General features: G+C 25.4%; 13 protein-coding genes. 9 read left to right on the top strand and 4 right to left on the bottom strand.

From position 1 onward, the window contains the following. The first annotated feature begins 212 nt into the window (after window positions 1-212). Both KYD98_RS14065 and KYD98_RS14070 read left to right on the top strand, forming a co-directional pair. Entirely contained in the window at window positions 213-863 is a 651-nt protein-coding gene (locus KYD98_RS14065) for a DedA family protein (RefSeq protein WP_219780679.1), read from the top strand. A 103-nt stretch (window positions 864-966) separates the two neighbouring features. Further along, entirely contained in the window at window positions 967-1305 is a 339-nt protein-coding gene (locus KYD98_RS14070; RefSeq protein ID WP_219780680.1) for an arsenate reductase family protein, read from the top strand. Between the two features lie 32 nt (window positions 1306-1337). Here KYD98_RS14070 and KYD98_RS14075 read toward each other — a convergent pair whose 3' ends face one another. Together KYD98_RS14075 and KYD98_RS14080 are read right to left on the bottom strand one after the other, a co-directional pair. Continuing rightward, window positions 1338-1934, bottom strand: a complete 597-nt coding sequence (locus KYD98_RS14075) for a flavin reductase family protein (RefSeq protein WP_219780681.1) — start codon at window positions 1932-1934, stop codon at window positions 1338-1340. A gap of 42 nt (window positions 1935-1976) precedes the next feature. After that, the gene (locus tag KYD98_RS14080) at window positions 1977-3260 is read right to left on the bottom strand and encodes a D-alanyl-D-alanine carboxypeptidase family protein (RefSeq protein ID WP_219780682.1); all 1284 of its coding nucleotides are present in this window, start codon (window positions 3258-3260) and stop codon (window positions 1977-1979) included. A 205-nt stretch (window positions 3261-3465) separates the two neighbouring features. On the opposite strand from KYD98_RS14080, the gene KYD98_RS14085 reads away from it, so the two are divergent. Further along, window positions 3466-4212 carry a polysaccharide deacetylase family protein gene (locus tag KYD98_RS14085; protein WP_219780683.1) on the top strand — a complete coding sequence of 249 codons (747 nt, stop codon included), beginning with the start codon at window positions 3466-3468 and terminating at the stop codon, window positions 4210-4212. Between the two features lie 73 nt (window positions 4213-4285). Here KYD98_RS14085 and KYD98_RS14090 read toward each other — a convergent pair whose 3' ends face one another. Together KYD98_RS14090 and KYD98_RS14095 are read right to left on the bottom strand one after the other, a co-directional pair. After that, complete coding sequence (locus KYD98_RS14090) at window positions 4286-5026, bottom strand: type 1 glutamine amidotransferase (protein ID WP_219780684.1); 741 nt, start codon at window positions 5024-5026, stop codon at window positions 4286-4288. 17 nt (window positions 5027-5043) lie between these two features. Next, window positions 5044-6402 (bottom strand): Mur ligase family protein, encoded by a 1359-nt coding sequence (locus KYD98_RS14095; RefSeq protein WP_219780685.1) that lies wholly within the window; start codon window positions 6400-6402, stop codon window positions 5044-5046. A gap of 416 nt (window positions 6403-6818) precedes the next feature. Here KYD98_RS14095 and KYD98_RS14100 point away from each other — a divergent pair, with 416 nt between their 5' ends. From KYD98_RS14100 to KYD98_RS14125, 6 genes are all read left to right on the top strand, one after another. After that, on the top strand, window positions 6819-8579 hold the full coding sequence (locus KYD98_RS14100; RefSeq protein WP_219780686.1) for a tetratricopeptide repeat protein: 1761 nt from the start codon (window positions 6819-6821) through the stop codon (window positions 8577-8579). Between the two features lie 276 nt (window positions 8580-8855). Further along, window positions 8856-9833 carry a type I phosphomannose isomerase catalytic subunit gene (locus KYD98_RS14105; RefSeq protein WP_219780687.1) on the top strand — a complete coding sequence of 326 codons (978 nt, stop codon included), beginning with the start codon at window positions 8856-8858 and terminating at the stop codon, window positions 9831-9833. A 218-nt stretch (window positions 9834-10051) separates the two neighbouring features. Then, the gene (locus KYD98_RS14110; protein WP_258049833.1) at window positions 10052-11182 is read left to right on the top strand and encodes a hypothetical protein; all 1131 of its coding nucleotides are present in this window, start codon (window positions 10052-10054) and stop codon (window positions 11180-11182) included. Window positions 11183-11248: 66 nt separating this feature from the next. Continuing rightward, window positions 11249-12106: an undecaprenyl-diphosphate phosphatase gene (locus tag KYD98_RS14115; protein WP_219780688.1), complete on the top strand. Its 858-nt coding sequence runs from the start codon at window positions 11249-11251 to the stop codon at window positions 12104-12106. A gap of 414 nt (window positions 12107-12520) precedes the next feature. After that, entirely contained in the window at window positions 12521-13618 is a 1098-nt protein-coding gene (locus KYD98_RS14120; protein WP_219780689.1) for a 6-phosphofructokinase, read from the top strand. Between the two features lie 100 nt (window positions 13619-13718). Continuing rightward, on the top strand, window positions 13719-14498 hold the full coding sequence (locus tag KYD98_RS14125) for a serine hydrolase (RefSeq protein WP_219780690.1): 780 nt from the start codon (window positions 13719-13721) through the stop codon (window positions 14496-14498). Window positions 14499-14812: the final 314 nt, after the last annotated feature.

A 14812-nucleotide genomic window follows, 5' to 3' on the forward strand; every position in this document is an offset into this window, starting at 1 on the left:
AGAGAAAATAAATATATAGAATATATAGATTTTAATCATTTGTTTATTTCAATTAATCCTATAAATAAATATATTTTTACTTATTAGGATAAATATGTTTTATAAGGATTAAATATGAATAAATTTTAACTGTATATTCAAAATTTATTCATATTTATGATATAATTTAATATGTAAAATTGTAAATTATAACTATAATATAGGAGGAAAAAATGAATAATTTTACGTTAATAGTAGATATCTTTTTACATCTTGATAAATATTTAGGAACAGTAATAAATAATTATGGAATAGAAACATATTTAATATTATTTTTTATAATATTCTGTGAAACAGGGCTAGTAGTAACTCCATTTTTACCAGGAGATTCACTTATTTTTGCAGCAGCTACGTTTGCAGCTCTTGGAGCAATTAATATTTATATATTAATACCTATTTTGATAATATCAGCAGTTTTTGGGGATACAGTAAATTATGAGATAGGAAGATTATTGGGAAAGAAAGCCTTTAAAATTTGCAATGGTAAACTTATAAAGAAAAATCATATAGATAAAACTAATGAATTTTATGAAAAATATGGTGGTAAGACAATAATATTTGCAAGATTTATTCCTATAGTGCGTACTTTTGCACCTTTTGTAGCAGGTATAGGTAAAATGAATTATAAAAAATTCTTTTTATTTAACTCTATTGGAGGTACTTTATGGGTGTTAATAGTAGCATTGTCTGGATACTTTTTTGGACAAGTAGAGTTTATAAAAAATAATTTTTCAATAGTTGTTATTATGATAATTTTTATATCTATATTACCTGCTTTAATTGAATTTGCAAAACATAAATTAAAAAAAACTGCAATGGATTAATAAGAGATATTTTCTGTTTAGAATTGCTTTTATTTTAATTTAAATGTAAAGTATAAATGGAAGTTTATACTTTTAACTAATTTTAATTTTAGGAGAAAAAATAATGAATATACAAATATTTGGGATTAAAAAATGTTTTGACACAAAAAAGGCTGAAAGATATTTTAAGGAAAGGAAAATAAATTTTCAATTTATAGACTTGAATGAAAAGGGTATGAGTAAAGGCGAACTTTCAAGTGTTTTAACAAGCATAAATATAAATGATTTAATAAATTCTAAAGCTAAAGACTATATTAAATTAAATTTGAATAATATAAGAAGTAGTGAAATAAAATCAGAAATACTTTTAAAGAATCCTAAAGTAATGAATACTCCGGTAGTAAGAAACGGTAAAATAGCAACTATAGGATATAAACCTGAAATTTGGGAAACTTGGGAATAAAAATAAGTCTATCAATAACGATAGACTTATTTTTATTTAGTATTTTTTTTACGTTTTTTGGTATTTTTTTTCATAACAGAATAACCAAATGAACCAATAGGTTTTTTACTTAATGGGAAATATTCTCCATGACAATAAGAAATTAAATTGGCATTTTCAAAATGAATCTTTCCATTTTCATCTAATAAATTTGAATCAATATGTGAACATAAAACTTCGGCTATAAACATATCATGTGATCCTAAAGGAACAATTTGGCTTACTTTACACTCAATATTAATAGGACATTCATTTATATAAGGAGTAGATATTTTATCACTATCTTTTAATGTAAATTTCATTTCTTCTATCTTATTATTTTTTTTCCCAGATCTAACACCACAATAATCTACTGCTTTAACTAAATCAGAGCTAGGCAAATTTACAACAAACTCCATAGATTCTTTTATATATTCATAAGAAAGTCTTTCGGGCCTTATTGAAATATATAACATAGGAGGTCTAGTAGAAGCAGTACCAGTCCATCCTACAGTAAAAACGTTAGTTTCACCTTGGCTATTTTTAGAAGTAATTAATACTACGGGTACAGGGTTTAAAATTGCACTACCCTTAAATTGAATTTTATCCATATATATTCTCCTATGTAAATAAAACTTATAATTTAGTTATTTTTAATATCTTCTTCTATAACGTCTTCTTCTATTTCTATTATTTTTAGCCATATTTCTAATAAAGAATATTAATGTAACTATTATAATAGCTATTATTAATACAGTACCATATAATAATAGGTTGTCTTTAAAAATTTTTCCTACAGATATTCCAACTGTACCTTGAACTTCTTCACTATAGTTTCTAGTACTATATGTTAATTTAGTATCTTTATTGAAAGCAAGTTTCCAAGCACTACCGTTTGAAGGATTATAAGTTATCTTTGAATCCTTATCGTTTATATCATTTTTATAATACATTACATCTTGAGTCAAAGCTATAGGAACAGTAATAGTTTTTGTTGGTCCAAAGAACCCAAATGCTTTGTATTGTAAATCAGTAGTACCAACTTCTTCATTTGCTTTTTTGTATACTTCTTTTTGTGCTGTAGAACTATAATTCATGATTGCGTCCATGTCATTAAACTTAGTCATGTCAGCATTATCAATCTGTCTACTCTTAAGTACTACACCTATTAACTGTCTTCCATCTTTTTCATACACAGCAGCTAAACAACCACCAGCAGCATTTGTTAATCCAGTTTTTCCAGCAATATTACCATTTTTACCAAGTCCTAAATTTCTATTTTCTAAAATTATTCTAGTGTTACCAATGTTTATTGGTGCTTCTTTTAATTCCATAGTTTCTTTTTCCCATGGATTTTCGAAAGCAGCTTTGGTAATTAATGATAAATCATACGCTGTTGTGTAGTGGTTAGGATCATGTAGACCATTAGCAGTAATAAAATTACTATTATTAGCACCTAGTTCTTTTGCTCTTTTGTTCATTAAATCTGCAAATGCGGTAGCACTACCAGAAACATTATCAGCAATCATATAAGCAGTATCATTACCAGAGAAAAGAAGCAATCCTTTCATTACGTCATCAGCAAGCATTTTATCTCCAATTTTCATGCTATTTTTCATGTAGTTAATGTTTAAAGAATATTCAGGTTGATCTTTAGCTGATTTTGTAAAAGTAATTTCTTGATTTTTACTCCTGTTTTCAGCTAACAATAAGCCTGTTAAAAGCTTAGTAGTACTCGCTGGATATCTTTTGCTGTCTGCATCTTTAGAATAAATTACCTCTCCAGTCTTTAAATCCATTGTTAAAGCTGCTTCAGCTTGAATTGTTGGTAAGTTTTGTGTTTTTGATTCACTAGCATAACTCTTTAAAGAAAATGGTGTAAATAATGAAATGGAAAGAGTTAATGCAAGTGTTTTTAAAATAAAATTTTTTTTCAAGTAAGATCTCCCCATCTCTATATTAATATATTAAACAACATTAAGTATAACATTTATGTTACATAATAACAATAAAATCAACGTAATTAGAGGTAAATCTACCAATTACAATTGTTAGATTTACCTCTAATTACTACATATATATTAAAATTTTTTGAACAAACTATATATAACAATATAAAAGGTTTGAAAAGGGGTGAATAGCATGAAAAAATATGTAAAATATGTTATGTTAACTGTTTTGAGTTTAATAATGCTTTTTAATTCATTTACTGTAAATGCATTACAAAATACGGAAAGGAAAATCGTATATTTAACTTTTGATGATGGACCGTCACCTCATAATACAGAGAATATTTTAAGTATATTAAATGAGAATAATGTAAGAGCTACATTTTGCGTAATAGGATCAAATGCATTAAGACATAAAAATATTATTAAACATTTAGATGAGTATAATATGTCTATAATACCTCATTGTAATAATCACAAATACGATGAGTTATATTCATCAACAGAATATTATATGAATGATTTAAAAAGTTGTATGAAAATAATAGATAATTTAACTAATAAAAATAATACATTTAATTTTGTTAGAATGCCTGGAGGGTCTGATAATCTTGTATGTAATTCTGATGTCTTATATAATATAAAAAGTGAACTTAAACGAGAAAGGATAAATTACATAGATTGGAGTGTAGATTCAGGGGATGCTTCTGCAAAATTAGTTTCAGCAGAAAACATAGAAAATAATATTCAAAAACAAGTAGGCACAAATAAAATAGAAGTAGTCTTAATGCATGATTTAGATAATAAAATAACTACAGCAGATGCACTTCAAGATGTTATTGATAGATACAAAAAGTTGGGATATGAATTTAAAACTCTTAACGAAATTGAAGATTGGGAGATTGAGTATTTAACCAATAAACGTATTATAAATAAATGAACGTACTTATAAATAAATTTATATAAAAATATAATTGGGTAAATTATTTTATTTACCCAATTATATATAGATATTAAATTTTATCTACTACCTTATTTAATCTTTTATGAATAGTTTGTTTAGCATTTATCTCAAAAGTATCATCTAAGTTTTCTAAATTTATATCTTTACAATATTTTTTAGATAAAGCCAAACTTAATAATTTATCAGCAAATTCAGGATTTTTAGATAAAAATGAACCATGGAAGTAAGAACCAAAAGTATTTTTATAAATACAACCTTCATATCCATCTTCACCATTATTACCATATCCATGGATACACTTTCCAAGTGGAGTATTGTTATTTATATATGTTCTACCAGAATGATTTTCAAATCCAACGTATGTTTGATTAAATTTTTCATTATATATTTCTGTATTTCCAATAAATCTTGTATCTCCACCTTCAGTATATATGTCCAATATTCCAAGTCCATTGATTTTTTCACCATTAGGAGCAGTATAATAGTTACCTAATAATTGATATCCTCCACATATTGCTAGAAGTACTTTTCCTTCTTCTATATATTCTGTTAAACTTGATTTTTTTATTTTATTCAAATCATCTGATACAATAGATTGTTCATAATCTTGACCACCGCCAAAGAAAAGTATGTCTATTTCATCTTTATTTAATTCATCATTTAAAGAAGAATTAATAATATTTACTTTAATTCCTCTAGATTCAGCTCTATGTTTTAAAATTAATACATTACCTATATCACCATATACATTTAATAAATCGGGATATAAGTGGCAGATAGTTAATTCCAAACTATTACCTCCTTTAATTACCATAATTTTTTTATGTAGCCTTTTGAATGAAGGTACTTTCTATAGTTTATCATTGCAGTATATGTTGCAAGAATATATACTTTAGAACAGCTACTATTTTTTATTGCTTCTGTTAATTTTTCATAATCTTCTTCAAGTACAAATTTATCCTTATCAAGACCAGCTATTTTTAATCTTACAGCCATATCATACATTCTCATACCAGAAACAAATATATTTTTAATTGGAAGTGATGAGATTTTTTCAAAGTCTACATCCCATATCCATGAAACATCTCTACCATCAGCATAGTTATCATTTAATAAAAATGCAGCTGAAAAATCTTCTTTATTAAGGCAAAGAGTATCTAATGCTTGATTATAACCAGCAGGATTTTTAACTAAAATTATTTCAATATGTTTATTATCTATTTGTATTTGTTCTTGTCTACCAAAACTTGAGTTTTGATTTTGAAGAGAATTTGCAATTATATTATCTTCAACTCCGAGTTCTTTTGTTATTGAATAAGCACATAATGCATTGTAAATATTATAAGCCCCAGATTGACTTATTAAGATTTCTGTATCATTAATAAGAACAGATGAATTCTCAGGAGTTAAATCAAAAATCTTATTAACTGAATAAGATAATTCAGGTCTTTTATAGCCACATTCATCACAATAAAAATCTCCTAAATGATTGTAAGTTACAAAATTGTAAGAGTACCTAGATTTACATACTTTACAAAATTTTGAGTCTGCATTTATATCTATAGAAGAATTTTCTGAAATAGGGGTATTAAAACCATAATATATAGTTGGATTTTTTAAATCTAATTTTCCAAGTAAAGATTCATCTCCATTTAGAATTAATTTAGAAGAAGGAACTTTTACAACACCTTCTAAAATTTTATTTAAAGTTGTATAAACTTCACCATATCTATCTAACTGATCCCTAAATAAATTTGTTACGGTTATTATTTCAGGGTTAATATGCTCAGTAATAAATTTAACATTAGCTTCATCAACTTCAATTACAGCATATCTATTTTCTACCTTTTTAAAGAACTTGTAATTTGATATAAAACAAGCGGTAATACCCGGATATAGATTAGCCCCTGTGTTATTAGTTATAACATTAAAGTCTTTTTCCCTTAGTATGTTTGTAATCATACTAGTAGTTGTTGTTTTCCCATTAGTTCCAGTTACTAATATCACTTTATAACCAGCACTAACTTTTTTTAAGATTGTCTTATCAACTTTTAAAGCTACTTTTCCAGGAAAAGTACTTCCACCTTTTAAAATATGTTTTGAAAGAAAAGCAGTACTTTTTGCTAAAAGTATACTTAAAATAGATTTAATACTTATTTTAGTCACCACCTAATCAAATTTTAAGGCACATGAAAAGGGAATAATAGATAATAGTGTAGGTACTTTTTATCTATTATTTTCAACAATATACCTAATATTAATAATATAAGATTTTACCATAAATATCAAAAATAATACTAAAATCTTGTATAAGTATATCATAAATTTTTAATGAACCCAATAAGGCATATTAAAGAAAATAAAAGATAAAAGTACATTATATATTTTGTGATATAAGTTATGTTGTTTTGGTATTATTTAAATGTGAATTATGTTAATAAAAGAATAAATATGGATTTTTATATCAAGGTTTGTTAAAATATAAGACAAGTATAAAATTAAGGGCAAATAAAAATAGAATATAGAGTATTTGTAACATAAATTGAAAAAATAATTTACCAATTAAAGTGAGGAGTGTACATATGGAAAAGATAAATAAGACTTCTTTTCTACAAAAGATATCTAAGTTTTATAAGAGACTTTGTAAAAAATACAACTATTTTAGTTCGATAATAACAATTATTTTAACGATGGCATTAACAATGGGAATAGTAATCACTACTAAAAATATTATGACAACAGATGAAGTGGTGTCGATTGCAATTAATTCAGCAGAAGAAGCTTTTTATAATAAAAAATACGATGTAGCTATTGAAGAGTATCAAAAGTTACAAGAAAAATCACAATGGCCATTACAAAATCTTAAAATTGCAGAGATTTATTCTATTAAATGTGATTATGTAAAATCTAATGAGTTACTTTCTAAGGTATATGAAGCCAGAAACAAAGCAATAACTAATATTGACAAAAAAGAATTACAAGAATGTTCAGATGATGAACTGACTAATGAATTGGTAGTTACATATTTTATGAATGGAGAATCTAAAAAGGCATTAGAATATGGAGAAGTATTTTTAAAGGAAAATTCTAATAATAAAGAATTATTAAATACAATATTTAATATTTATATTATGAATAATCAACCAGACAAAGCTAAAGAAATAGTTAATAATTATCCAAATGAAGATTTGACAGTAGATGAATTAACAATTTTAGCTAGAATGAATATGTTAACAGGAAACTGGGAAAATGGATTGAAACTTTTAGAAGATGCATGGAATAAAGACAATTCAGAAATAATGATATTGGATGTTATAGAACAAGTATATTCATATGATAAAGATGAATTTGTAAAAAAACTTTCAGAATTGGAAAAAAAGAATTCTGATAAAGAATTCTTTAAAGTATGTTTAGCTAAAGTATATTCAATGAGTAAGGAATCAGCACAAAAAAGTATAGAGATGATTAAAAAAATTTCTGATAAAATTGAAGATAAGAGAATGATAAAGCTTATAGAATATAAGGCGTATAAAAATATTGGACAAGAAGAACCACAAAAAGTATTACAAGAAATTTTAAATGATAATTCTGAATCATTTATAGATTTATATATTGCATCATTATATAGTTATGAAAATGGCGATTGTAAAGCAGCTCTTAATTATGCTAATAAAAGTATATTAGTAAATAAAAATTATTCAAATGTTTATGGTATTTTAATACCGGATATAATGATAAAAGAGGCTAAAGGAGAAGAATTAAAACTAGAAGTTATAGAACCATTTTTTAGAATTTCTTTAAATAAAGAATTATTTAATCCGTCAGTAGTACTTAATATTGCACAATATTATTCAGATGTTATTAAAGACTCAAATAAAGCGTTACAATATTATGATATTGCTGCAAAAATGAATCCTAAAAATGCAGAAATATATTATAATTCTGCATTGATTAAAATTAATAATCAAAGAGAAAATGAAGCTATAGAATTATTAAATAAAAGCATAAAATTAGATGATAAAACTTCAAAATATTATAGAACATTAGGAACTTTATACTTAAATAAAGGAAAAAATGAAGAAGCTATAAAAGCTATAAGAAAGTCATATGATATTGATAAAAATGATATTTTGACATTAAATAATGCAGGATATTATTATATAACAGTTGAAAAGGATGCAGATAGAGCTTTAGCAAACTTTAAGGGGGCTTATGAAGGAATTAATGAGAAAATAGATAATAAGACTAAAGAGATAATAACTGATAATTATAACCGAATTAAGAATTATAAAAAAGGTGATAAAAACGGATCAATAATCTCACAATTTAAATTGGTACAATAAATATTAATGATGGGGAATTTATCTCCATCATTAATATTTAAGGACATTCAAAAATAATAGATTAGTTGCTTGTTTATTTTGTATTATACTATATCAGCAAATTTAACGAATAAGCTCTTTATTAATTAAATTTATAAAATATAACAACGCATCTTTAATCTAATATTTAATGTGCCGTATAAAGAAATTATGGTAAAAATACAAGTTATGTTTTAAAATAAAGTTGATGATTTAATATAAATAAAGTTAATTTTATATATTAGTATGGAGGGGAATATGTATCCAATAAAATTTGATAATCTATATTATGAAAGAATATGGGGAGGAAGAGATCTAGAGTTATTTAGAGACAATATGCCAAAAGGCACTATAGGAGAAAGCTGGGATATAGCTTGTCATGAAAATGGAGTGGGAATAGTTTCTAATGGTAGTTTGAAAGGAATGTCATTTGAAAAAATAATAAAATTATATAGAGATGATATTATAGGAAAAGAAATTAAAGATGAAAAATTCCCACTTTTAATTAAACTGATAAATGCTAAAGACAAATTATCAGTTCAAGTACATCCAAATGATGAGTATGCTAATAGAGTTGAAAAAGATTCAGGAAAAACAGAAGCATGGTATGTAGTAAGTGCTGAGGAAAATTCATATTTAATTGTTGGAACAAAAGATTGTGATAAAGAAAAATTTGGAAATTCAATAGAAAATGGAGATTTAGATAAATATTTAAATAAGGTTCCAGTAAAAAAAGGAGACTTTTTTTATGTACAAAGTGGTTTAGTTCACGCTATATGTGAAGGAGTTATAATTGCAGAAATTCAACAAAGTAGTGATACAACATATAGGGTATATGATTATAATAGAGGAAGAGAAATACATGTAGAAAAGGCCTTAGACGTTATTGATTTCTCACTTAAAGGTGAAAATTCTAATGGAATTTTAATTGAAAATGTAAATTATGATAAGGTTTATTTGTGTCTGAGCGAATATTTTACAATACAAAAGTATATAATAAAAAATTCTATAAAAGAACAAAGTGATGAAAATAGATTTTATTTATTTACTTGTGTAGAAGGTAATGGAAAAATTAAGTATTCTAAAGGAGAAGAAGAAATTAAGTTTGGAGATAGTATATTAGTTCCAGCAAGTTTAGGTGAGTATGAGTTAATAGGAAAGTTTACTTTATTAAAAAGTTATGTGCCAGATGTAGAAAAAGAAAAAAATGAAATATTAAAATATGTTATTAAATAATAGTTTATATTTTAAGTGAAATTTATATTATAGACAATTCGTAACTTTAAAAAAATTAAAAGGTTATAGAGGAAATTCTTATTAATAATGTATAATTGGTAATAATTGAAGAAAACTTAAGAAGAAAACTTCAATAGACAGATTAACAGATTAAATATAATTTGTTAATTATCTATTGAAGGTGGTGTAACAACTTTGCTTTATAAAGGAGATAAAAGATGAAAAACATAGGAATGAAAAAAATTATAGGGATAATTTTACTTGTTTTGGTATCATCTAGTTTGTTTTTTATGAATTTTTCAAAAAATAATCCTAAAAAAGAATTTGAAGTTTTAACTTGGAATAATTATTATAATGAAAATAATATTGCTTTTTTTTATGAAAATAGTGATGAGAAAAAAATCAAACTATTAGAATCTACCTACACTGTGAAAAATATTATAGATAAGGAAACTAGTGAATTAGACAAAGTTTTAAAAACTACTGATATTTTAAATAGTATAATTAAATATGATGATGTTGCTGATTTAGATTTAAAATCAGGTTATGATATTTTAAAAGAAAAGGGAAACAGCAAAAAAGCATCTGCAAATAATATGGCAATTATAGAAAGAGATTTATTAACTTCAATTGGGTTAACTAGTAGAGTAGGTGTATTTAGAAGCAGAAATTCAAATAATAATTCAAATCCAGAGTACTATGTTGTTGAATATTGGAGTAAAGAAAAAAATAAATGGGTCATGATAGATTTTTTGGATAGAGGTTATTTTAAAGAAGAAGATAATATATTATCTGCTAGTGAACTTATGAACAAAGATATCAATAAATTATCATATACAGGAAATACAAAAGATAAAAATTACAAAAATGATTTAAATAAATATTTGAATTCTTATACAATACCTATAGATAATACTGTAAAATCTATTAAAAGTAATGCATATATAACATATGTAACCAATAAACACTCAGTAGAAATAAAATTAAAAAATAAATTTCTTCCACCAACAATTTATACAGAGGAAACTAAACTTTTAGAAAAAGATCCACAAAATAATAAAATAGGAAATGATGAGAAGGCATATATAATTTTGATGAAGAAAAACGATTTAGTAGAAGTTGCTAATGCAAATGAAGGAAAAAAAGATGCATCTAAAAAAGATACTATAATAGTAGGAGCCTTTAAAAATGGCAAAATAGTGGATAACTATTATTTGAATATTAATGATGGTGGGTATGAAAAAGTTAATAAATATAAAGAAGTAGAAATGGAATTAGGACAAACGAGCATTGATTTATCTTTAGATGGAAAAAATTTAATAAATAATATAAATTTAAGGAAAAATTAATAATATGTTATAAAAATAATATTATAATTAAATGGGAAACTTAGTCGGAAAGAGAGTGTTAAGTGAATGGGATTAGATTTTATATTTATATTAAAAGCTATTATTATAGCAATTGTTGAAGGATTAACGGAATTTGTTCCAGTATCTTCTACAGGACATATGATACTTGTTTCAAACTTTATAAATTTTAAGGGTGAATTTGTTGATATGTTTGAAGTAGTAATTCAATTAGGGGCAATATTGGCAGTAGTAGTTTTATATTGGAAAAAGATAAAAGATAGTGTTATAGAATTTTTTCAATATATCTTTACTAAAGGCAAAAAGGGAGAAGTTGGTTTTAGATTTGGTATTAATGTTTTAATAGGATCTATTCCAGCAGGGATAATAGGAGTTTTATTCTATAGTAAAATAAAAAAATTATTTAGACCTGAAGCTGTAGTTGTAGCATTTATAGTTGGAGGTATTTTATTAATAATAATTGAAAATATTTTTAGAAAGAAGAAACATTCAGTCAAAAGTATAGATAAAATAACACCAATACAAGCAATAAAAGTAGGATTATTTCAAGTGCTTTCAATGTGGCCAGGAATGTCTAGAAGTGCTTCAACAATAATGGGAGGTTGGGTTGCGGGGCTTTCAACACCTGTAGCAGCAGAATTTTCATTCTTTTTAGCGATTCCAGCAATGGTTGGATCAACAGCAAAAGATTTATTTGAATTTAATTATTCTCATATGAATACTACTAATCTTGTAGCATTGATTGTTGGATTTGTTGTTGCTTTTTTAGTGTCATTAGTTGTGATGGATGGATTTATTGCTTATTTAAAGAAAAAACCTATGAGAGTATTTGCAATATATAGAGTGCTTGCAGGAATATTATTGGGAGTACTTATGTTTAAAGGAATTATATCTGTAACAATGTAAATGGAGTTTTTGTTTTTTATATAATTATAAAAATTAAATTTATAAAGATAATATAGATAATTTAAAGAATAAAACTTAGATTATATTATTAAAAATGTAATAAATTTTACAAGAAAAATATGGAAAATTAATAATAAAAAAATATGTATTATATAAAAAAGCTAAACATACTTATTATAATGTATAGGTATGTTTAGTTTTTTATTTATATTCTTAGAGAAAGGCTTAATTTGCTGAAAATTTAAACTTTTCAGAATATAAACTTTGTGCTATGATTAAAGTAAAGAAAAGGAAAAAAGAATATCTGTATCATTTAATAAATTTATTATTAAAATTAAATAAGAATTTTAGAATATATACACTAATTAATGTAGTTATATTCCAAAAGACATTAAAGGATTGGGGGAGTTTTAAATGCAACACAATATTAAAAAAATAGCATTATTAACTGGAGGCGGAGATTGCCCCGGACTAAATGCAACGATCAGAGCAATCACAAAATCTGCAATATTAAATTATGGTTATGAGGTCATAGGTTATAAATTTGGTTATAGAGGATTATATAATAATGATTTTATGCCATTGACATTAGAAACTGTATCAGACCTTTTACCTAAGGGTGGAACTATACTTTATAGTTCTAATAAGGATAATTTATTTGATTATTCTGTAGAAGAAAATGGTAAAGTAGTAAAAAAAGATGTTTCTGATATAGCCATTGAAAATATGAAAAAAGAGCATGTTGATGCTTTGGTAGTAATTGGTGGGGATGGTACATTGACATCAGCAAGAGATTTTGCTAGAAAAGGTGTTAATGTTATAGGCGTACCTAAAACTATAGATAATGATTTAGGATCCACTGATACAACTTTTGGATTTAATACAGCTACTGAAATTGCAACAGAGGCACTAGATAGACTTACAACAACAGCTCAATCTCATCATAGAATAATGATTCTTGAAGTAATGGGCAGAAATGCAGGATTTATAGCATTAGAATCAGGAATAGCCGGTTCAGCAGATATTATATTATTACCTGAAATGCCATATGATATAAAAAAGATAATTGATAAGATTAATCAAAGAAAGCGTGAAGGAAATTTATTTACAATTATTGTTGTTGCTGAAGGTGCGAAAGAAAAAGATGGAAATATTGTAGTTTCTAAGATAGTATCTGATAGCCCTGATCCAATCAGACTTGGAGGAATTGGAAACAAATTAGCAGCAGATATTGAAAAAATTATTAAGGATCAAGAAGTAAGATGTACAGTGCTTGGACATTTACAAAGAGGAGGAAATACATGTACTTTTGATAGAATACTTTCTACAAGATATGGAGTAGCAGCAGTTGAACTTATAAATGAAGGTAAATTTGGTAATATGGTTGCTTTAAAGGGAACAAAAATTACTTATAGTAGTTTAGAAGATGTTATAGGAAATAACAAGGTTGTAGATAAAGAAGGAGAACTTGTTAATGTAGCAAAAAAAATAGGTGTATGTTTTGCAGACTAAATAATTAATAATTTTATAAATTATGCTAAAACATTATAATTAGTGGTATACTATAACTAGTTACAATTAAATGGATTTTTTTAGAAAGCTGGTGGGTATTATGAAAGGAATAAAAAGATATTTGGAATCAAGAATTGGAACTTATGGCTTTTTTTTCGAAGATTTGAATGGTGGTTTTTCTTATGGATACAACGAAAATGTTCAAATGGTTGCAGCCGGTTGCATGAAACTCCCTATAGCAGTATCGGTCATAAAAGATGTTGAGAGAGGAAGATTAACGTTTCTTGATAAGGTGAAAATTGATCAAGAGGATAAGGTTTATGGTACAGGAATAATTCATGAATTTAATGATAGAGAATATACTATATTTGAATTATTAGTAGCAATGTTAATTCAAAGTGATAATACAGCTGCAAATAAATTAATTGATATAGTAGGTATGGATAGAATAAATGAGGATATTAAAACATTAGGATTAAAGAATACCTCTTTAAATAGAAAAACGTCTGATGAGCGAAGTGCTAGTAAAGGAATTGAGAATGTTACAAGTGCTTTAGATTTGTCAAAAATTTGGAAACATTTACATGAATCTACTTTTTTAGACGAAAAAAATAGTACAATGTTGATTGATATACTTAGAAGACAACAAAAGAAAAATAAATTAGGGTTATATATTCCTGATGATTTAAAGTATGAAATATCAAGTAAAAGTGGAGATAAAAATGGTGTCGAGAATGATACTGCGTTAATACAGTTATCTAAAGGGAATTTTGTTTTTACAATGATGTCTTTAGCTGTACCTAATAGTGTATATGGAACTGTAACATTAGCTAAAAGTGGAAAAATGATGTGGGATGAAATAAGTAATCATTGGAATTAATTTTTATTGACACATTATAAAAATAATGGTATGCTTACACAAAGAATAACCTTTAATTTGATCCAGAGAGATCAGCAAGGAAGTTATATAATACCATGTTTTAGGGTTTATTGCGCCTTCCTTTATATAAAGGAAGGCTTTTTTGTATAGCTAATTATATTTTTGCATATAGATAAAATAATTTGTTTAAGTATAATGCTGAACTAGTTTACAGATACTAGTACTGGTTATAAGCTATAAGATGTGGCGCTATCTAAATTTAATATAGATAGATTTGATATAACTTTTTATAAGTTTTAATTAACGGTTAAAAA

Source organism: Clostridium weizhouense, assembly GCF_019431045.1.
Taxonomy (GTDB): Bacteria; Bacillota; Clostridia; order Clostridiales; family Clostridiaceae; genus Clostridium; species Clostridium weizhouense.